A 20,717-nucleotide genomic window follows, 5' to 3' on the forward strand; every position below is an offset into this window, starting at 1 on the left:
TTTTAGAGGAGGACATTTTATGAAGACAGGAACAAAAATTCGGGACAAATTGACACCTTATGCGTTTTTGTCACCTGCAATATTATCAATGACGGTATTAAGTTTCTTACCTATTGCATATACTATATATATTGCGTTTACTAACTTCAGCTTAAATCATTTTAAACAATATCAGTTTGTAGGATTTAAAAACTTTATAGATATTATCAATGGTCCGTTAAGAACGGTTTTTTTGCCAGTGCTTTTATGGACGGTGGTTTTTGCAGCGATAGCAACATTGGCTAATTATGTTATAGGTTTATTTTTAGCGGTTTTACTCAACAACAAAAATATGTGGGAAACGAATATTTATAGAGCCATACTCATAATTCCATGGGCATTGCCATCAACAATTGCAATATTAGCTTGGCAGGGTCTATACAATCAAGATTATGGTGGAATAAATACTTTGTTAAGTTACTTGCATATTTCAAAAATACCTTGGCTTACGGATCCATTCTGGGCAAGAGTGGGAATAATAATTGCCAGTGCGTGGATGGGATATCCCTTTATGATGAATGCATCTTTGGGTGGATTACAAGCTATACCACCAGAATTATATGAAGTAGCAGATTTGGATGGTGCTACTTGGTTTCAAAAGTTAAGACTTATAACACTTCCTATGCTTATGTCATCGGCGTTGCCACTTATTATCTCATCATTTGCTTTTAATTTTAATAATTTTGGTTCTGTGTTTTTGATAACTGGTGGAGGTCCTCCAAGAACAGATACAGCTTTTGCTGGTACTACAGATTTACTTGTAAGTGCGGCTTATAAAATGACTATGCAATTTAATAGATACGATTTAGCATCAGCATTGTCAATAATTATATTTTTGATAATTGGGACATTAAGCTATGTAAATATGAGGATGACGCATGCATTTGAGGAGGTGGACTAGATTGATGGATTCAGCTAATGCAAATATGAATAAAAAGAAATTAAAAGAAGATCGAAAAATGCGTCCAAATGAGAAAGTTACTTTGTGGGTTAGCAGAGTTATAATCTGGATTTTTATTGTAATAATTCTTTTCCCTGTAGCATGGGTTGTAGGTGCTTCGTTAGGGACAGGTGATGCTTTCTTCTCTGGTACGATTTTTCCAAAGCAAATAAGCTTTCAAAATTATATAGACTTGTTTCAGAAAACACAACTATTAACATGGATAAAAAACAGCATGATTTTGTGCTTTGGTGTGGCGATCATACAATCTATTTTAACATCTACTTCCTCATATGCATTTAGCAGAATGAAATTCGTTGGAAGAAAAAATGGATTAATGACCCTTTTGATTTTACAGATGTTTCCGACATTTATGTCTTTGCCAGCGATATATGGAATTTTGGCAAAATTAGATTTGCTCGATAATTTATATGTATTTGTTTTGGTGCTTGCAGGTGGTAGTGCTTTTAATATATGGCTTCTAAAGGGGTATATAGATGGATTGCCAAAAGAACTTGATGAAGCGGCACTGGTTGATGGTGCATCATATTGGCAAATATTTATTAGGATAATATTGCCACTTACTGCACCTATGCTTGTTGTAATATTTTTGTTTAGCTTTATAGGGACATATAGCGAATTTATATTATCGAGTGCTGTACTGAAATCACCTGAGAGTTATACTGTAGCACTTGGACTGCAAAGATTTATTACAAATCAATTTTCAGCCCATTGGACATTATTTGCGGCAGCGTCTGTTATAGCATCATTGCCTCTTGTAATCATATTTATGGCGTTGCAGAGGTATTTGCAGCAGGGACTTGCAGCTGGTGCTGTAAAAGGATAAAATGTTACACATGGAACAAATTGTAAACACTGGAATACATTCCGGTGTTTTTTTGTATATTATGGTTGTTTAATGTTAAAAATAATAGTGTTTTGATTTTATTAAAATACTTGGAGGTAAGAGATGAGTAAAAAAGTTGGTATTCCAAAAGGGCTTTTATACTACAACTTTTATCCTATGTGGAAAACATTTTTTGAAGAACTGGGTGCTGAAGTGGTTACTTCCAGTGATACATGTAAAAAAATAATTGATGATGGCATCAAGACTTGCGTGGATGAAACCTGCCTTCCTGTCAAGACATTTATGGGTCATGTGATTGATTTGAAGGAAAAGGGTGTTGATTATATATTTGTTCCAAGAGTCATAAGCGTAGAAAGGCGTAGATATCTCTGCTCAAAATTTTTAGGTTTGCCTGACTTAGTGAGAAATCTGATTTCTGATTTGCCACAAATAATAGATATGAAGATTGATTACTATCGTGGAGAAGAGTTTATGGAAAGAGAAATTTTGAGAGTTGGCAAACTGTTTGTTGATGGCACAAGTAAAATTAAAGACGCATACGAAAAATCTTTAAAAAGGCAAAGGACTTTTGAATGCATTATTAGAGAAGGATTTTCAAATACAGAAGCAATAAAAATTATGGAAGGGAAAAAATTAGACGCAAATACAAAAGGGGATTTAAAAATAGCCTTATTAGCTCATTCCTACGACATAATGGATGATTATTTATCTATGGGGTTGATAAATAGACTTAAGAATATGGGAGCTTATGTGCTTACGACAAATATGATAGAAAGAGATAAAATTGAAAAGGGCGCCAGCAAACTTCAAAAAGATTTATTTTGGAATTATGGAAGGGATATTTTAGGTGCAGGTAAATATTTTATCGAGAGTGAAGACGTGGATGGTGTAATTTCTGTTTCAGCATTTGGATGTGGACCAGACTCTATTACTGAAGATCTTTTAGAAAGAGATTATAAAAGAGATGGCAAGATTCCATTTATGTCCATAACCATTGATGAACATACTGGTGAGGCAGGTTTAAATACTAGGTTAGAAGCATTTATTGATTTATTAAGATGGCGCAAAGGAGAGATTATGGCATGAAAATAACATATCCACATATGGGTTCGTTAAATATGATATTAAAGACGATGTTTGAAGGAATCAATGTAGAAGTTGTGGAGCCGCCACCTGTGACTAATAAAACCCTGTCAATTGGAGTAAAATATTCACCTGAGTTTGTCTGTCTTCCATATAAGATAAATCTGGGGAATTTTATAGAAGCACTTGAAAACGGTGCTGATACTATAATAATGTTGGGTGGCATAGGACCTTGCAGGTTTGGCTATTATGGGCAAGCACAAAAAGAAACATTGATAGATTTAGGGTATAAGTTTAACATGATAATATTAGATCCGCCTCATGGAAGGTTAGTTGATTTTTTAAAAGAACTTTCATCGTATTTTCCAGACGTATATTGGAAAGATGCTTTGAAGGCTTTTATTTTCGCTGTTCAAAAAATGATAATTGCTGATAAGTTTGAAAAAAAGCTTTTAATCTTAAGAGCACATGAGAATGAAATAGGAATTACGACTAAAATTTTTGAAGACTACATGGAAAAAATAAAAAATGCGAAAAACAAAAAAGAGCTAGATAGCATTTACAAAGAAGGCTTGGAAAAGTTGAAACAAAATGCAACCATAAAAAGGGAAATTCAGCTTAAAGTCGCTTTAGTAGGGGAAATATATCTTATGCTTGAACCTTTTTCTAATTTAGATATTTTAAGATCGTTGAATGAATTAGGCATAGAAGTTACTAAAACTGATTTTCTCTCTGATTATTTAATAAACAGTGCTTTTAAATTGCCTCAAAGAATGGAATTTAAAAAATATGCGCATGGGTATTTAGAAAGGGATATTGGTGGTCATGGTTTAAATACAGTTGCAAATACTGTAAAATATGCAGAAAAAAATTACGATGGAATAATACAGATTTTTCCTTTTACTTGTACGCCTGAAATTGTCGCACAGGGAATAATCGCCAAAGTAAGCAGTGATAAAAACATACCGGTTATGTCACTAAGCTACGATGAAAAAACCGGTGAAGCAGGGTATCAGACGAGATTAGAAGCGTTTAAAGATTTATTGGAGAGACGGAGATTGAAAAATATAAAAAAATATTAAATTTTTTATCTGGATATCGAAAAAATTATAAATTATTGGTATACTTATATTTGTATATAAATAGATTATTTTTTATGGAAGATCGACGATGAGGTGATTTTATGAATGAACTTGGTGATGTACTTAAAAATGCGAGATTAAAAAAAGGCATGACACTTGACGATCTTCAGGAGATTACGAAAATTCGTACGAGATATTTGAAAGCTATAGAAGATGGTGACTTTAATGTAATACCAGCTTTAGTTTATGCAAAAGGGTTTGTTAAAAGCTATGCAGAGGCTGTAGGTTTAGATGCTGGTGAACTGTTAAAAAAATATAGCTATCTTTTTGAGGAACCTAAAGAAAAGGATGATGTAGTACAATATGTGACTACACCTTTAGAAGAAGAAAGCTCTTTTGATCTATCGGCACTCCTTAGAAGGTTTATAAAGCCATTTATAGGGGTTTTAGTGGTGTGCCTTTTTGCCTTTGGCATATATTACATGGTAAGCCAGATAAATAAAGGACTGGCGCCTCTTCCAAGTACAGAGCAAAGCACGAATAACACTACGCATAAGTCACAAAATCAAAATAAAAATAATATTACTTCAAATGATGTTTATAGCAATAACGAGAAGACAACTACGTTTAACTTGGTAAACAGCACAAAAAGCGAATTCGATTATAAAGTTTCACCTGTCGCTGATTCATACAAAGTCGATCTATCTGTACCTGGACAAAAATGTTGGGTTAGTGTGAAAGTGGATGGTGTCAATATCTATCAGTATTTGATGACATCAGGCATGATAAAAACTTTTGATGTCAAAAACAGCATAGAAATCTTGATGGGTAATCCGCCAGATGCTAAAATAACGGTAGATGGCAAAGAAATACCACACATTGATATTCCAGCACCAGTGACTGTAAAACTTGAAAAATGAGAAAGGGGTATTGTATGATAAGACAAGCTGTATATCATAAAAGTGATGTTCCGTTTGCATATCCTTTAAATAAGGATGAGCTTCATATAGTCTTGAGAACTGCTTCTTCAGACATGAAAAAATGCTACATTTTTTATCGTGACAGGTATGATTGGATGGGTAAGTTCAAAGTAAAAGAGATGTTTTTAACTCAATCAAATGATTTATTCGATTATTATGAAACGACTCTTAAATTAAACAAAAAATTTGTATACTTTTTTTACCTAATATCTAAGATGAATGAAAAAGTCTTCTATACAGAATCAGGTTTTTATACGAAGAGGCCAGAAAAAAGTTTTCATGGATTTTTCCAGTTTCCTTACATATGTGATATGGATGTTTTTTTTGCGCCAAAATGGACAAGCGATTGCATTGTATATCAAATATTCCCTATTTTTTGGAGGAGATATTCAAGGGATTATTGATAAAATTGAATACCTTAAGGATCTGGGAATTAATGCAATATACATGACGCCAATATTTTTGTCACCGTCAACACATAAATACAATACATCAGATTATTATAAAATAGATCCTCATTTTGGTGATACTAATAAGGCTAAAGAATTAATTGATAAATGTCACAAAAATGGGATAAGAGTTATTTTTGATGCTGTCTTCAACCATTGTGGCTATGACTTTTTTGCATTTCAAGACGTGATTAAGAATGGGAGAGATTCAAAATATTGGGACTGGTTTAATGTTTATGAGTGGCCTATAAAAACAACACCTGTTCCAACATACGAAGCTTTTGCGGATCATGAATGGAGAATGCCGAAGCTTATGACTAAAAATCCTGATGTACAGGAGTATTTGCTTAATGTTGCCGAATATTGGATTAAAGAAGTTGACATCGACGGTTGGAGGCTTGACGTTGCAAATGAAATAGACCATCATTTTTGGAGAAGATTTAGGGAGATTGTGAAAAAAGCCAAGCATGATGCTATAATTGTCGGTGAGGTTATGCATGATGCATCGCCTTGGCTTTATGGTGACCAGTTTGATAGTGTCATGAATTATCCTTTTAAGAATGCTCTTGTTGACTTTTTTGCAAAGAGAAATATAGATGCAAAACGATTTAATACTATTATGACTGAACAATTGATGAGGCATATGGATGGTGTTAATAGGGCTATGCTAAACCTAATAGGAAGCCATGATACAGAGAGATTTTTGACAATGTGTAATGGCATGGTAATGCGGATGAAGCTGGCATTGGTTTTTCAATTTACATATATTGGAGTTCCATATATATATTATGGAGATGAAGTTGGTATGGTTGGTGGTTATGATCCTGATTGTAGAAGATGTATGATTTGGAATGAAGAAAAACAAAACTTAAAGTTATTTAATTTTTATAAAAAGCTTATTTCTTTGAGAAAGGAAAATGAAGAACTAAGATATGGAACATACAAGACACTTTATGCGAGAGATGGAATTATAAGTTTCAAAAGGGAATACAAAGGTAAATCGATTATTGTAATAATAAATAATAGCAGCAAAGAGCATTCAATATTATTAAATGGTGTACAAGGGAAGATAGATATTTTAGGAATGGGTAAGATAAAAATAAAGGGTAAAATTATATCATTAGAGCCAAACTGTGCCTATATTTTGAAATAAATTAATGAATATTTTAAGTTAATCTTTATGGAATAAAGCCGGACTATTTGTCCGGCTTAAATCATGGGATATTTAATGTTTTACATACATTAATTCGTAGTATTCTTTAAGCATTCTATTTGCTGAAAAGGCATCATAGGTTGTTTTAATGCTTTCTCTCATCATATTTTCCCATTTTGCTTTATCGTTGTAATATGTTGGTACAACTTTATTTAACAATACATTGTACAAAGCTTCTAGGTCATGTTTATCTAAAATTTCCACATCATCAGATTCAAATCCATCGCCAAATTGCCAGCCATTTAAACCGTCAATGCAAGCTTCAGGCCACCAACCATCTAAAATACTTAAGTTTAATACACCGTTCATAGCAGCTTTCATGCCAGATGTACCACTTGCTTCCTTTGGCCTTCGAGGATTGTTAAGCCAAACGTCTGAACCTCTTGTCAACATTTTGCCTATTGTCATATCGTAATCTGGAAGAAATACGACACTTTCTGGGTATTTTTTGGTCATTTCAATTAGTTTTGCTACGATTTTTTTTCCAACATCGTCTAAAGGATGTCCTTTTCCGGAAAACACCATTTGTATTTTTCTTGATTTTAAGTATTCACCTATAACTTCATCATTTGTGAAAATAAAGTCACTTCTCTTGTAAGGAGCAGCTCTTCTTGAAAAGCCTATTAATAATTTATCAGAATCAAGTTTTACACCAGTGCGATCATATACAAAATCAATTAATTCTTGCTTTATTATATTATGTGTTTTCAGGAGATTTTCACCTTTATTGTACGCTTCCGTGATTCTACTATCTACCCATGTTTTTCTATCAATACCGTTTGTAATTGATATGATTGGAGCTGCATTATCAACATGTGCCCACATTTTATTTGCGGTTTGTCCGTGTAATTTTGCCACACCGTTTGCAATTCGTGAAAGCCTTAGCCCCGCAACAGTCATATTAAAAGGAACTCCGCCTATTTGAGCCATTTGCTCAATTGTTAGACCGTTGTTTGCACCCATGTACATGAGAAGCTCTATGTTGTGAGATTCGTTTCCTTCAATTACAGGTGTATGTGTTGTAAATACAACTTCTTGACGTGTTGCATTCCAAGCTTCATTAAACGTCATATTTTTATTTTCCATTTTCTCCCGTATGAGTTCTAATGCTGCTAATGTTGCATGACCTTCATTAAAGTGATAGACATCGACGTCAATTCCCAACGCTCTTAAAGCCCTTACGCCACCGATTCCAAGCACGATTTCCTGTGCAACTCTTTCTTCGCCAAACCATCCGTAAAGTTGTCCTGTTATCCATCTATCTCCATTCTCGGGTATGTCTGTATCTAAAAGATACAGTGGTGCATTGTCAAAGCTATCTACAAGCCAGACTTTACAGTATACATCTTGATTTCTAATTTTAACTTTTACTTTTACACCTGTATCTTTTAGAAAATCGTATTTGTAGTTATGATATGCATCATAAGGATAACCGTCTTCGCCTATGTGTTGTTCTGTATAACCTTGTTTCCATAGGATGCCGATGCCTACAAGAGGCATGCCAAGTTCTTTTGCGGCTTTCAAATGATCACCTGCTAAGATTCCAAGGCCTCCAGCGTAAAGTTTAAAATCCGAATGAAGTCCGTATTCCATGCAAAAGTATGCTACTCTTGGAAGTTTTCCTCTGTCCATTTTATACCTCCTTATAAAACTTTTAAGTATATTATAATATTAAAAAATTAGCAATGCAATGGGTTGCACAAAATTTCATAACCAAGGTATGCTAAGTAACCTTATTTGAGATTTGTGAATATTATGCAGTATATATTAAAATATGGCTAAATGCCATCTTTCCATATTGTAATTGGGGTGAGATTATGGAGGCAAATGGGAGATACGGAAGAGATTATCACTACTATAAAGAGTACGAAAAGCTGTATGGAAGCCTTGATATTTTTAGGTTTTTAGCTGCAAAAAGATTAAATGAACTTGGAGAATATGAAGAGTGGAAAGACTATAAAGAATTCAAAGATTGGCTTTCATCAAGAGAAATATCTGACTGGAAAACCTCGAAAGATTATTTAGAATGGGAAAGAAAAAAGTTAGATTTTTAAATTATTTTCAAACTCCTATAAAAAATTTATAGGAGTTTTTTTAAAATTATGTAGTATAATAGATATAGGACCCTGCGAGGTGATTTATATGTCCTTTTCGTCTATCACAAAAAACGAGTTATCGAGAATATACCCCGATGATAGCTGTTGCAAATTGGCTGAACTTGCTGCTTTGATAAGAACAATAGGCTCAATATCTATATATGGTCATCAGAGAATTAGTTTAAGCCTTGTAACTGAAAATGCTTCTGTGGCAAGATTAGTATTTAAGCTTTTAAAAGATATATTCAATGTTGTAGCAGAGGTGATGGTGAGGAGAAATAGCCAGCTAAAAAAATCCTTAAGCTATTTGATTTTAGTCTCTGACAAAGATGCAGCCGAGAACATATTGAGAAAGGTTGGACTTCTAAAGTATGACGGTGAAGGCAGTAAGTTAAATTATGGCATAGACAAAAGCATTGTCAGCAAAAAGTGTTGCAAGAAGGCATATATTAGAGGTGCTTTTCTTGGAGGTGGTTCGATCAGCGATCCGGAAAAGGCGTACCATTTGGAATTTATAACGCACAATTTAGATCATGCTAAGGATTTAAGCAAATTAATAAATAATTATCATTTGCATTCAAAAATTATTGCAAGAAAAAATAATTATGTAGTATACTTAAAAGAGGGAGAACAAATAGTAGATGTCCTAAACATAATGGGGGCACATAATTCCTTATTGAACTTGGAAAATATACGCGTATATAAAGACATAAGGAATAATGTAAACAGGCTTGTTAATTGTGAGACTGCCAATCTTACAAAGACCATAAATGCATCATTGAGGCAGATAGAGAATATAAATTATATAAAGAATAGCGTAGGGCTTAATTACCTCCCGGATAATTTAAAAGAGATTGCAGAAAAAAGGCTTAAATATCCAGATATAAGCCTTAAAGAATTAGGTCAAATGCTAGATCCTCCTGTTGGAAAATCAGGAGTCAATCATAGATTAAGAAAAATTGAAGAAATTGTATCAAAATTAAAAGAGAGGAGAGTCAATAATTATGACTGAAAAGACAGTAGAAATTAAAAATAAGACAGGTCTTCATGTGAGACCAGCAGCTTTGTTTGTACAAGCGGCAAGCAAATTTTCATCACAGATTTGGGTGGAAAAGGAAAATAAGAAGGTAAATGCGAAAAGCATCATGGGTATTATGTCATTAGGAGTTGCACAGGGGAATACAGTGAAACTTATCGCTGATGGCAGCGACGAGCAAGAAGCAATTAAGACACTTGTTGATTTAATTGATTCAAAATTTGGAGAAGAATAATCTAAAAAGGTTTCTTAGGAAACCTTTTTTGCATGAAGGATGATTTTTTTATGACTAAAAATGAGAGGGTGCTGGAGTATCTTAAAAGCCTGCCAGAAGGAACGAAAATATCAGTAAGAAGTTTGGCACAGGCTTTGAAGATAAGCGAAGGCACTGCGTATAAAGCCATAAAAGATGCAGAAAGCATGTACATTGTGACAACTATTCCGAGAGCAGGTACCATAAGGACGAAGCCTAAGAATAAACTGTTTGACAGACTGACGTACGAGGAAATAAAAAATGTCGTGGATGGGACTGTCTTAGGAGGAGAGAATGGGCTCAATATAGAGCTTAACAAGTTTTTGATAGGTGCCATGACAACGGAAGAAATGGTAAAATACATTCAACCAGGTGATCTTATTATACTTGGCAATAGAGATAATGCACAGATGGCAGCATTAAAAGCAGGTGCTGCCGTCCTTATAACAGGTGGATTTGATGCTAAAATAGAAGTTAAAACTTTGGCAGATAAGCTTTCATTGCCATTGATCTCAACTACGTATGATACCTTTACCGTGGCAACCTTGATCAATAAGGCAGTAAACGAGAGGATGACAAAGAAAAGAATACTGCTTGTAAGCAATATCATGTCAACTAACCCCATCTACATGACGACAAATCAGACAGTAAATGATTGGAAGGCACTATTAAATAAGACAAGCCATACGAGGTATCCTGTTGTAGATGAAAGCGGTACTTTAGTTGGAATAGTTACCTCCAGAGAAATAGCTAAAGCTGACGATGATGATAAAATAGGAGATATAATGGCCAGAAATCCAATATATGTCACTGAAACTACGACTGTAGCGTTTGCGGCCCATCTAATGATATGGTGGAATATAGAAGTTTTGCCTGTTACTAACAATAAAGAACTTGTTGGCATCATAAGTAGAGAAGACGTGATAAAAGCCCTTCAATACATGGCAAAACAGCCTCAGATTGAGGAAACCATCAATGATACATTGTTAAAAGACTTTCATGCTGAGAAAACACAAGATGGGATGAAATTTTATGGAACGATACCGCAAAACATGGTAAATCAATTAGGAACGGTCAGTAGCAGCGCCCTCATGATGCTTATGAGCGAATGCGGCATATCGTCAGTGACGAGAAATAAAAGATTTGATGCTGTTGTAGATAACTTTTTAGTTTATTTTATAAGGCCTCTACAGACAGAAAAGACGATTGAAGTAAATACTGCTATCATAGATTATAGCGGCAATTTCTGCAAAGTTGAGATATCAGTTTTATACGAAGAAACAATGATTGCAAAAGCACTGATGTCTTTGAGGCTTTTAAAGAACAAAAAACTTTTTTAAGGTGATTGTAATGTTTGTACATTTGCACGTTCACAGCGAATACAGCCTTCTCGATGGTTCATGTAGGATAAAAGAGCTTATAAAGAGGACGAAAGAGCTTGGAATGAATTCCATAGCTATTACGGACCACGGCGTCATGTACGGTGCCATAGATTTTTACAAAGAGGCCGTATCTTATGGTGTAAAACCTATAATTGGGTGTGAAATTTACGTTTCTCCAAGGTCTTTGTACGATAAAGAATACGGCATAGATAATTTAAATTATCATCTGATTTTGCTGTGCAAAAACATGACTGGATATGAAAATTTGATGAAAATTGTCTCAAAGGCATCTATCGATGGTTTTTACTATAAGCCGAGGGTTGATCATCAATACTTAAAAGAACACAGCGAAGGCTTAATAGCGCTTAGCTCATGTCTTGGCGGCGAAATACCATCGTATCTCCTTTCTGATGAATATGAAAAAGCTAAAGAGACTGCTATTTTTTATAACTCCATTTTTGGGACAGGCAATTTTTATCTTGAGCTTCAATACCATGGTTTAAGCCAGCAGGAAAAAGTAAATGCGGAATTGATAAAACTTTCAAAAGAGCTAAACATACCTCTTGCGGCCACAAATGATGTTCATTATCTTAATAAAGAGGATCATTTGGCACATGAAGTCCTTTTGTGCATTCAGACAGGCAAGAACATGGATGATGCTGATAGGATGTCATTTCCGACAGATCAATTTTATCTAAAATCCCCTGATGAGATGTATGATATGTTTTCGTATTGCAAGGAAGCTTTGGAGAATACCGTAAAAATTGCCGATATGTGCAATCTGGAATTTGAATTTAATAAGACTAAGCTTCCAAAGTATGAAGTGCCAGATGGCATGAAGTCAGATGAATACTTGAGAAAACTTTGCATGGATGGGTTGTATAAAAGGTATCCAAATCCAACCGATGAAGTGATAGAAAGGTTAAACTACGAGCTTTCTGTAATAGAAAAAATGGGATATGTTGATTACTTCTTAATCGTGTGGGATTTTATTAAATTTGCCCGCGACAATGGAATAATGACTGGTCCTGGGAGAGGCTCGGCTGCTGGGAGCCTTGTGGCATACTGCCTCGGCATAACAAAGATTGATCCTATAAAGTACAATCTCCTTTTTGAAAGATTTTTAAACCCTGAAAGAGTAAGCATGCCAGATATAGACTCTGATTTTTGCTATGAAAGAAGACAAGAGGTAATTGATTATGTAGTCAAAAAGTATGGAGAAGACAGAGTGGCTCAAATAATAACATTTGGTACGATGGCTGCAAGGGCTGCCATAAGAGATGTTGGCCGTGCTTTAAACTTTCCTTACGCTGAAGTTGATGTCATTGCGAAAATGATACCTTTCGAACTTGGAATGACTATAGATAAAGCAATTGAATTAAATCCAGAGTTAAAAGATAAGTACGAAAATGACGAAAAGATTAGGCAGTTGATTGATATTTCAAGATCTCTTGAAGGACTTCCACGTCATGCTTCAACGCATGCTGCAGGCGTAGTTATATCAAGCGAACCGCTGGTAAAATACGTTCCATTGCAGAAAAATGAAGGTTCTATTGTCACGCAGTTTACGATGACGACTTTGGAAGAATTAGGCCTTTTAAAGATGGATTTTTTGGGTTTAAGGACACTTACTGTCATAAGAGACACTTTAGATATTGTAAAAGAGACCAGAGGGATAGATGTTGACATAGACAATATTGACTTTGAAGATAAAGAAGTTTATGCATTAATAAGCAGAGGCGATACTGAAGGTGTATTTCAATTAGAATCATCTGGAATGAAACAGTTTATGACAGAGCTAAAGCCAGAAAAGCTGGAAGATGTAATAGCAGGTATATCGCTTTATAGACCTGGTCCAATGGATCAAATACCCAGATACATAGAAAATAAAAATCACCCTGAAAACATAAAATATGAACATCCGCTTCTAAGGCCAATTCTTGATGTCACTTATGGCTGCATGGTTTATCAGGAGCAAGTTATGCAGATAGTGAGGGATTTGGCAGGGTACTCGTTGGGAAGGTCTGACTTGGTTCGCCGTGCCATGGCGAAGAAGAAAATGAAGGTTATGGAGGAAGAGAGGAAGAACTTCATCTATGGAATCAAAGATGAAAATGGCAATTACATCGTACCAGGAGCTGTAAACAAAGGTGTTGATGAAGATACGGCCAACAGGCTTTTTGACGAAATGATTGATTTTGCCAATTATGCATTCAATAAATCTCACGCTGCAGCTTATGCTGTTGTGGCTTTTCAAACGGCGTATTTAAAGAGATACTATCCTGTTGAATTCATGGCTGCATTGCTTAATAGCTTTGTTGACAATACGGATAAAGTGGCTTTCTATGTACAAGTTCTAAAAAAGATGGGTATACAAGTTTTGCCACCGGATATAAACGAAAGCTATTCCTACTTTACCGTCGCCAATGGCAAAATCAGATTTGGTCTTGCTGCTGTTAAAAACGTCGGCTTAAACGCTACATTAGAAATTGTAGAGGACAGAAAGAAAAACGGCAGATATACATCTATCATAGATTTCTTTGAGAGAATAGACGAAATGCAATTAAACAAGAAAGCCGTTGAAAGTCTCATAAAAGCTGGTGCATTTGATTCATTTGGCGTCTACAGATCTCAATTATTAGCAGTTTACGAAGGCATAATGGAAAGCATTCATAGAAGCAGAGAGAGGAATATAAAAGGGCAGATATCATTATTTGAAAGCGATGCGGAAAGCTATAAAATCGATTATTCGCTTCCAGACATCAAAGAATTTTCTAAAGACGTAATACTTTCTATGGAAAAAGAAACTATGGGGCTTTATATTAGCGGACATCCACTTGATGAATATCAAGACGATATACGAAGAATAGCAAATTGTACAACGAGGGACTTGAAAAATAGCGATGACTCATTTGCAAAAAAAACGGCCTTTGATGATCAAGATGTTGTTTTGGTAGGGATTGTAGAAAGCAAGAAAATAAAGTTTACAAAAAACAATAATATGATGGCTTTTGTAAATCTTGCAGATCTGTACGGTACCATCGAAGTCATCGTATTTCCTGCTGTGTACGAAAGATACTCAAAATTTTTAAGTGAAGATTTGCCTGTTGTAGTAAAAGGCAAAGTAAGTTTAAGGGAAGATGAAGAGCCAAAGATTTTATGCGATGAAGTTAAGCCGCTTACACACATGATACGAGAAAAATTGTGGCTTAATGTGAAGGAACAAAAGGATGTGGAAAAGATTAAAGGAATTTTAGTCAAATACAGAGGAAACATTCCTGTTTTTATAAGATATGCAAATAAAAATCTGGCAGCTCAAAAAGATCTTTGGGTAAATGGTGCAAATGAGCTTTTGGACGAACTTGCAAGTGTACTGGGAGAAGAAAATGTTAAAATTGTATAACGTGTAAATATATATTGATATTATACAAAAAATAAATTAAAATAGTAGTTAGAATATTCAAGGAGGCCTTTTTATGTGGACTGTTATATATATGGCGCACAGCATGGAAGTTGCAGAAAAGGTCAAAGATGTGCTGACAAAAGAAGGCTTTTTAGTGAAATTAAAACCATTGAAAAAAAATGTAGACAATAACGACGGCTACTGTGAAGTTATGGTTCCTAATTCAGAAGCTCAGGATGCACAGAATATTATTATTGAATATGGTCTTTAATTACCCCTTATAAGGGGGACTTTTAATAAAATGGGACATATAATGACCCGGTTGGTAAGGAGGATATATTATGAGAACAATAGGAGTTTTAACAAGTGGTGGAGATGCACCAGGCATGAATGCTGCCATAAGGGCAGTGGTAAGATGCGGCATATATAACGGGCTGACAGTAAAAGGCATCATGAGAGGCTATCAGGGGCTTATAGACGACGAGATAGAAGACATGACATTGTCATCAGTAGGTGACATAATTCAAAGAGGCGGTACAATACTTCGTACAGCCAGAAGTGCAGAATTTAAGACAAAAGAAGGAAGAGCCAAGGCTGCAGAGGTATTGAGAAAGCACAATATTGAGGGGCTTGTGGTCATAGGCGGAGATGGCTCTTTTAGAGGTGCACAGCTTTTAAGCAATGAACATGGTGTTAATACGATCGGTATTCCAGGCACTATCGACAATGACATACCGTGTACAGATTATACAATCGGTTTTGATACAGCTTGCAATACGGCTATAGATGCCATCAACAAGATTAGAGACACGGCAACGTCACATGAAAGAGCAAATATCATAGAGGTAATGGGAAGAAATGCTGGGTACATAGCGCTTTATGCAGGACTTGCTGGAGGAGCAGAGATTATAATAATACCGGAAGTCAAATTTGACATAGATGAAGTGTGCGAAAAAATTTCGTACGGCATAAAGAGGGGCAAGCTGCATCACATAATTGTACTGGCAGAAGGCGTAATGAGCGGTCTGGAGTTATCAAAGATGATTCAAGAGAGACTTCCTAAGCTTGATTTAAGGCATACGACTTTGGGCCACATACAAAGGGGTGGCGCACCTACTGTCATGGACAGAGTTATCGCAAGCCAAATGGGATCAAGAGCTGTAGAGCTTCTATTAGAAAACAAATCTCAAAGAATAATAAGCATAAGAAATAACCAGATTGTGGATGATGATATAGACACTGCTTTGGCAATGAAAAAAGAGTTTAATTTAAAGCTTTATGAACTCAGCAAAATATTATCAATTTAAGGAGTGAAGATATGCGTAGAACTAAGATAATATGCACGATTGGTCCTGCCAGTGAAAAATATGAGATATTGAAAGAGCTTATAGAAAGCGGCCTTAATATTTGCAGGTTGAATTTTTCACATGGGGATCATGAAGAGCATGGAAGCAGAATAGACAATATTATAAAGATTAGAGAAGAACTTAAGCTGCCTATTGCAATTATGCTTGATACAAAAGGGCCTGAAATAAGGACTGGCAAATTTAAAGGCGGTGTTGCAGAGCTTAAAGAAGGCCAGACATTTACGATAACATCAAGGGAAATTGAAGGAGATAACACTATTTGTTCTGTTTCATATAAGGGGCTTCCTCAAGATGTGGAGAGAGGTTCTCGCATATTGATTGATGACGGATTAGTATCATTGAAAGTCAATGACGTAAAAGGTGAAGATATAGTATGCACTGTGGAGAATTCTGGTACAATAGGTGACCACAAAGGTGTAAATGTACCTGGTACAAAGCTTAATTTGCCTGCCATAACGCAAAAAGACGTGGATGATATAGAGTTTGGAATAAAAAAAGGAATCGACATGATTGCAGCGTCTTTTGTCAGAAAAGCAGCAGATGTAATTGCCATAAGGAGATTGTTAGAAGACAATGACGCTGGCCATATACTTATCATATCAAAAATTGAAAATCGCGAAGGTGTAGAAAATATTGATGAAATAATCAAAGTCTCTGATGGCATAATGGTAGCCCGCGGCGATTTGGGTGTCGAAATTCCTATAGAGGAGATACCTATCGTTCAGAAAAGGATAATTGAAAAATGCAACAAAGCAGGTAAACCAGTAGTTACTGCTACACAGATGCTTGACTCTATGATAAGAAATCCAAGGCCAACAAGGGCAGAAGTAACAGATGTAGCCAATGCTATATTGGATGGCACTGATGCGATAATGTTGTCTGGTGAAACAGCGCAAGGCAAATATCCTGTAGAGGCTTTTAAGACGATGTCAAAGATAGCTGAAAAAATTGAGACGTATATAAATTACAAAGAAAATTTAGATAAAAATGTGGATTACAATATTTCTATGACAAATGCCATAAGCCATGCTACGTGTACTACCGCGAGAGATATAGGTGCAACTGCCATTATTACATCTACAATATCAGGTTATACTGCGAGAATGGTGTCTAAGTATAGACCGTCAGCACCTATAATAGCAGTGACGCCAAACAAAGATGTTGCGAGAAGGCTTAGCATCGTGTGGGGTGTACATCCATTGATATCACAGGAAGTCAATTCTACAGATGAAATGATAGAAGTATCAGTAAATACGGCTTTAAATGAAGGATTAATTCGAAATGGCGATATTGTAGTAATATCGGCAGGAATACCTGTCGCGACTACAGGGACAACAAATATGTTGAAGGTTCATATTGTGGGAGATGTAATAGTAAAAGGTACAGGCATAGGTACTAAATCAATAAGTGGTGTTGTTTCCATCATAAGAGATCCATACAAGGACAAAGATAAGTTCAGAGAAGGAGACATCATCGTTGCTCAAAAAACTGAAAGGGATTATATGCCTATAATTGAGAAGGCTTCAGCTATCATAACAGAAGAAGGTGGACTAACGTCCCATGCTGCAATAGTTGGATTGAACTATGGATTACCTGTCATTGTAGGCTGTGAAGGAGTAACTTCAAAGCTTAAAGATGGAATGACGGTAACTCTCGATACTGCCAGAGGATTGGTCTACAAAGGCATAGTGAATATAAAATAGGACAGGAAGTCATCTTCTTGTCTTTATTTTTTGAGGTGATAATACATGTATACTTACGACGTAAAAGTAAGGGTAAGATATGGCGAAACAGATAAGATGGGCATAGTGTATCATGCAAATTATTTAAACTGGTTTGAAATAGGCAGGACAGAATTTTTCAGATCTTTAGGCATGACTTATCGAGAATTAGAACAGAACAATATAATGCTTCCGGTGATAGAAGCCAGTTGCAAATACTTTTGGCCTGCAGAATATGATGATGTAATAATTATAAAGACAAAAATAGGTTTATTGAAAGGCTCAAGGATAAGATTTGAGTACGATATAATGAAAGAAGATGGAAATAAGCTTTTGGCACAAGGCATGACAGAACATCCATTTACGACACTTGACAGGAAACCTGTAAATATAAAAAAGGCTTTGCCGCATGTTTACGAAATGTTGAATAAATGCTTTGAAGGTGTATAAAGTTTGAATATAATTCAATAAATTGGTTATAATGGTATTGGTAACCGATTATATCAATGGGCGGCATTCGCCCTATTTTTTTGCCTTTATATAAAATCGGTTGCACAAACCTCAGATATAATGTAAAATAGTATTGGAGGCGATGAAATTGAATAGAAAACTTATAAAATACCTACCTGTATTATTTCTTGCATCCAGTGTGCTAAGTGGATGTGGAAACAATAATATATCAAGTATGAAAATTGAAAGATTAAATAATATGCAAGCAATAAATGGTCCGGGAGAGGCCGATACATGGGCAAAAGCTCAGAAACAAGGTGTAGGCACTGCAAACAATTATACTTCCAAAGTGTGGTTTACCCTTTCAGACGGAGCAATATCTGAGGTTTACTATCCCACTATAGATACTGCTGACGTAAAAGATATTAAATTTTTTGTGACAGATGGAAAAACGTTTGTCTCTGATGAGACAAAAGACACAATGACCAAAGTAGAAAAGTTCACTGAAAAATCGTTGGGATATAAAATCATTAACACAGATAAAGATGGGAGATATAAGATAACTAAAGAAGTATTTACTGATGTAAAGCGAAATTCTCTCATAATTAAGACGAAATTTGAAGCCTTAAAAGGCAATGTTGATGATTACAAGCTTTATGTAATGTGTGATCCTCATGTAAAAAATCAGGGCAAATACAATGAAGGATACGCAGTCAAGGCAAATTGCAATGTTGCGTTAATTGCTGAAAGAGATGGGATTTATACTGCATTGTCGTCTGATATAGGCTGGAAAAAGTATTCGATAGGGTATTATAAAGTAAATGACATTGAGACCGATCTTTATAAAAACATGCAAATGACTTACAATTACGATAGTGCAAGAGGCAACATCATAGAAGGTGCTGAGATAGATCTTAAGAAAAATACTCAATTTGAAATCGTATTGTCTTTCGGACAAAGTGAAAACGAGGCAGTAAGGACAAACATGGAAACTTTAAATGGTGATTATGGTAGTTTAAAGAAGGCGTATATAGACGAATGGGAGAAGTATTGCAATAGCCTTAATGATTTTGGCGGAAAAGCAAATTCACTGTATTTCAATAGCATGATGATATTAAAAGCCAGTGAAGACAAGACAAACAAGGGTGCTTATATAGCATCGCTATCAATCCCATGGGGTGATGGCCAAGAAGATGACAATATCGGTGGTTACCATCTTGTATGGTCAAGAGATCTGTATCATGTGGCGAATGCATTTATTGTTGCTGGCGATACTGATTCGGCAAACAGAGCGCTGGATTATCTAGTCAAAGTAGTGAAAGACAATGGAATGATTCCACAAAATACATGGATAAATGGAAAGCCTTATTGGACAGGCATACAGCTTGATGAGCAGGCGGATCCAATAATATTAAGTTACAGGCTTAAAAGATACGATCTCTATGAAAGCCTTATTAAACCTTTGGCAGATTTCATTGTGAAAATAGGCCCTAAGACGGGACAGGAAAGATGGGAAGAAATAGGCGGATATTCACCAGCGACGCTGGCTTCAGAAGTAGCAGGACTTACGTGTGCTGCCTATATAGCTGAAGAAAATAAGGATTTTGAATCTGCTAAAAAGTATCAAGAAAAGGCGGACAACTGGCAAAAGCTTATTGACAGCCTAACTTACACAGAAAATGGTCCATTGGGAGATGGTCAATACTATATAAGGATAGCAGGACTTCCAGATCCAAATGCTGATTTCATGATAAGCATAGCAAATGGCGGTGGTGTATACGATCAAAAAGAAATCGTGGATCCAAGTTTTCTGGAGCTTGTAAGGCTTGGAGTAAAATCAGCAGATGACCCTAAAATACTAAATACGCTGAAAGTTGTAGATGAAACAATAAAAGTCGATACGCCGAAAGGACCGTCATGGTACAGGTATAATCATGATGGATATGGTGAGATGTCTAAGACAGAACTATATCACGGGACAGGGAAGGGAAGATTGTGGCCACTGCTTACAGGTGAGAGAGGCATGTACGAGATTGCTGCAGGAAAAGATGCGACATCTTATGTAAAAGCCATGGAGAACTTTGCAAATGAAAGCGGCATAATATCTGAGCAAGTATGGGAAGATACTGGGCTTCCTACAGATTCAGCATCACCGCTTAATTGGGCACATGCCGAATACGTAATATTGTTTGCATCGAATATAGAACATAAAGTGCTTGACATGCCAGACATAGTTTATAAAAGGTATGCTTCGAAGTGATACACAGATTTTCCGGGTGACTATATCCGGGAAATCTGTTTTTCATTGTTTAAATAGAGTATAATTGTGTATGTGAAAATATTAATTTGGAGTGA

General features: G+C 35.6%; 18 protein-coding genes. 17 read left to right on the forward strand and 1 reads right to left on the reverse strand.

From position 1 onward, the window contains the following. Positions 1-19 precede the first annotated feature (19 nt). From JJQ93_RS00790 to JJQ93_RS00820, 7 genes are all read left to right on the forward strand, one after another. Positions 20-940 carry a carbohydrate ABC transporter permease gene (locus JJQ93_RS00790; protein ID WP_013787422.1) on the forward strand — a complete coding sequence of 307 codons (921 nt, stop codon included), beginning with the start codon at positions 20-22 and terminating at the stop codon, positions 938-940. Between the two features lie 4 nt (positions 941-944). Then, entirely contained in the window at positions 945-1,826 is an 882-nt protein-coding gene (locus JJQ93_RS00795) for a sugar ABC transporter permease (RefSeq protein WP_085112929.1), read from the forward strand. A gap of 123 nt (positions 1,827-1,949) precedes the next feature. Next, positions 1,950-2,933, forward strand: a complete 984-nt coding sequence (locus JJQ93_RS00800; RefSeq protein ID WP_085112899.1) for an acyl-CoA dehydratase activase-related protein — start codon at positions 1,950-1,952, stop codon at positions 2,931-2,933. Then, the gene (locus tag JJQ93_RS00805; RefSeq protein ID WP_085112898.1) at positions 2,930-4,012 is read left to right on the forward strand and encodes a 2-hydroxyacyl-CoA dehydratase; all 1,083 of its coding nucleotides are present in this window, start codon (positions 2,930-2,932) and stop codon (positions 4,010-4,012) included. Before JJQ93_RS00800 ends, JJQ93_RS00805 begins: the two co-directional genes overlap by 4 nt. 101 nt (positions 4,013-4,113) lie before the next feature. Beyond that, the gene (locus JJQ93_RS00810) at positions 4,114-4,932 is read left to right on the forward strand and encodes a helix-turn-helix domain-containing protein (RefSeq protein ID WP_274892409.1); all 819 of its coding nucleotides are present in this window, start codon (positions 4,114-4,116) and stop codon (positions 4,930-4,932) included. A gap of 14 nt (positions 4,933-4,946) precedes the next feature. After that, on the forward strand, positions 4,947-5,396 hold the full coding sequence (locus JJQ93_RS00815; protein WP_274892410.1) for an alpha amylase N-terminal ig-like domain-containing protein: 450 nt from the start codon (positions 4,947-4,949) through the stop codon (positions 5,394-5,396). After that, positions 5,344-6,594: a glycoside hydrolase family 13 protein gene (locus JJQ93_RS00820; protein WP_274892411.1), complete on the forward strand. Its 1,251-nt coding sequence runs from the start codon at positions 5,344-5,346 to the stop codon at positions 6,592-6,594. The genes JJQ93_RS00815 and JJQ93_RS00820 overlap by 53 nt, the downstream gene beginning before the upstream one ends. 72 nt (positions 6,595-6,666) lie before the next feature. On the opposite strand, the gene glgP is transcribed toward JJQ93_RS00820, so the two are convergent. Next, positions 6,667-8,286, reverse strand: a complete 1,620-nt coding sequence (glgP, locus tag JJQ93_RS00825) for an alpha-glucan family phosphorylase (protein ID WP_274892412.1) — start codon at positions 8,284-8,286, stop codon at positions 6,667-6,669. Positions 8,287-8,471: 185 nt separating this feature from the next. Between glgP and JJQ93_RS00830 the strand changes: the two genes are divergently transcribed. From JJQ93_RS00830 to JJQ93_RS00875, 10 genes are all read left to right on the forward strand, one after another. Continuing rightward, a complete protein-coding gene (locus tag JJQ93_RS00830; RefSeq protein WP_014758238.1) occupies positions 8,472-8,708 on the forward strand; it encodes a hypothetical protein in 237 nt (78 codons plus the stop codon). An 88-nt stretch (positions 8,709-8,796) separates the two neighbouring features. Then, positions 8,797-9,762 carry a DNA-binding protein WhiA gene (gene whiA, locus JJQ93_RS00835; protein WP_014758239.1) on the forward strand — a complete coding sequence of 322 codons (966 nt, stop codon included), beginning with the start codon at positions 8,797-8,799 and terminating at the stop codon, positions 9,760-9,762. After that, the gene (locus JJQ93_RS00840) at positions 9,755-10,021 is read left to right on the forward strand and encodes an HPr family phosphocarrier protein (protein WP_274892413.1); all 267 of its coding nucleotides are present in this window, start codon (positions 9,755-9,757) and stop codon (positions 10,019-10,021) included. Before whiA ends, JJQ93_RS00840 begins: the two co-directional genes overlap by 8 nt. A 50-nt stretch (positions 10,022-10,071) precedes the next feature. Then, positions 10,072-11,379, forward strand: a complete 1,308-nt coding sequence (locus JJQ93_RS00845) for a DRTGG domain-containing protein (protein WP_274892414.1) — start codon at positions 10,072-10,074, stop codon at positions 11,377-11,379. 10 nt (positions 11,380-11,389) lie between these two features. Beyond that, positions 11,390-14,824: a DNA polymerase III subunit alpha gene (locus JJQ93_RS00850; RefSeq protein WP_274892415.1), complete on the forward strand. Its 3,435-nt coding sequence runs from the start codon at positions 11,390-11,392 to the stop codon at positions 14,822-14,824. 73 nt (positions 14,825-14,897) lie between these two features. Continuing rightward, complete coding sequence (locus JJQ93_RS00855) at positions 14,898-15,095, forward strand: hypothetical protein (protein WP_013787433.1); 198 nt, start codon at positions 14,898-14,900, stop codon at positions 15,093-15,095. 70 nt (positions 15,096-15,165) lie between these two features. Beyond that, on the forward strand, positions 15,166-16,131 hold the full coding sequence (gene pfkA, locus JJQ93_RS00860; RefSeq protein WP_274892416.1) for a 6-phosphofructokinase: 966 nt from the start codon (positions 15,166-15,168) through the stop codon (positions 16,129-16,131). Positions 16,132-16,142: 11 nt separating this feature from the next. Beyond that, positions 16,143-17,894, forward strand: a complete 1,752-nt coding sequence (pyk, locus tag JJQ93_RS00865) for a pyruvate kinase (protein WP_274892417.1) — start codon at positions 16,143-16,145, stop codon at positions 17,892-17,894. Between the two features lie 45 nt (positions 17,895-17,939). After that, on the forward strand, positions 17,940-18,362 hold the full coding sequence (locus JJQ93_RS00870) for an acyl-CoA thioesterase (RefSeq protein WP_014758245.1): 423 nt from the start codon (positions 17,940-17,942) through the stop codon (positions 18,360-18,362). Between the two features lie 148 nt (positions 18,363-18,510). Further along, positions 18,511-20,622, forward strand: coding sequence for a glucan 1,4-alpha-glucosidase (locus JJQ93_RS00875; RefSeq protein WP_274892418.1), 2,112 nt, complete (start codon positions 18,511-18,513; stop codon positions 20,620-20,622). Positions 20,623-20,717 lie beyond the last annotated feature (95 nt).

This window comes from Thermoanaerobacterium sp. R66 (assembly GCF_028895185.1).
Lineage (GTDB): Bacteria > Bacillota > Thermoanaerobacteria > Thermoanaerobacterales > Thermoanaerobacteraceae > Thermoanaerobacterium.

What these genes read in the sequence shown, in the direction of transcription:
- JJQ93_RS00800 (WP_085112899.1), top strand. Translation starts at nt 1,950, where the DNA reads ATGAGTAAAAAAGTTGGTATTCCAAAAGGGCTTTTATACTACAACTTT.
- JJQ93_RS00815 (WP_274892410.1), top strand. Translation starts at nt 4,947, where the DNA reads ATGATAAGACAAGCTGTATATCATAAAAGTGATGTTCCGTTTGCATAT.
- JJQ93_RS00850 (WP_274892415.1), top strand. Translation starts at nt 11,390, where the DNA reads ATGTTTGTACATTTGCACGTTCACAGCGAATACAGCCTTCTCGATGGT.
- pfkA (WP_274892416.1), top strand. Translation starts at nt 15,166, where the DNA reads ATGAGAACAATAGGAGTTTTAACAAGTGGTGGAGATGCACCAGGCATG.
- JJQ93_RS00855 (WP_013787433.1), top strand. Translation starts at nt 14,898, where the DNA reads ATGTGGACTGTTATATATATGGCGCACAGCATGGAAGTTGCAGAAAAG.
- JJQ93_RS00830 (WP_014758238.1), top strand. Translation starts at nt 8,472, where the DNA reads ATGGAGGCAAATGGGAGATACGGAAGAGATTATCACTACTATAAAGAG.
- pyk (WP_274892417.1), top strand. Translation starts at nt 16,143, where the DNA reads ATGCGTAGAACTAAGATAATATGCACGATTGGTCCTGCCAGTGAAAAA.
- JJQ93_RS00805 (WP_085112898.1), top strand. Translation starts at nt 2,930, where the DNA reads ATGAAAATAACATATCCACATATGGGTTCGTTAAATATGATATTAAAG.
- JJQ93_RS00870 (WP_014758245.1), top strand. Translation starts at nt 17,940, where the DNA reads ATGTATACTTACGACGTAAAAGTAAGGGTAAGATATGGCGAAACAGAT.
- JJQ93_RS00810 (WP_274892409.1), top strand. Translation starts at nt 4,114, where the DNA reads ATGAATGAACTTGGTGATGTACTTAAAAATGCGAGATTAAAAAAAGGC.
- JJQ93_RS00795 (WP_085112929.1), top strand. Translation starts at nt 945, where the DNA reads ATGGATTCAGCTAATGCAAATATGAATAAAAAGAAATTAAAAGAAGAT.
- JJQ93_RS00840 (WP_274892413.1), top strand. Translation starts at nt 9,755, where the DNA reads ATGACTGAAAAGACAGTAGAAATTAAAAATAAGACAGGTCTTCATGTG.
- glgP (WP_274892412.1), bottom strand. Translation starts at nt 8,286, where the DNA reads ATGGACAGAGGAAAACTTCCAAGAGTAGCATACTTTTGCATGGAATAC.
- whiA (WP_014758239.1), top strand. Translation starts at nt 8,797, where the DNA reads ATGTCCTTTTCGTCTATCACAAAAAACGAGTTATCGAGAATATACCCC.
- JJQ93_RS00790 (WP_013787422.1), top strand. Translation starts at nt 20, where the DNA reads ATGAAGACAGGAACAAAAATTCGGGACAAATTGACACCTTATGCGTTT.
- JJQ93_RS00845 (WP_274892414.1), top strand. Translation starts at nt 10,072, where the DNA reads ATGACTAAAAATGAGAGGGTGCTGGAGTATCTTAAAAGCCTGCCAGAA.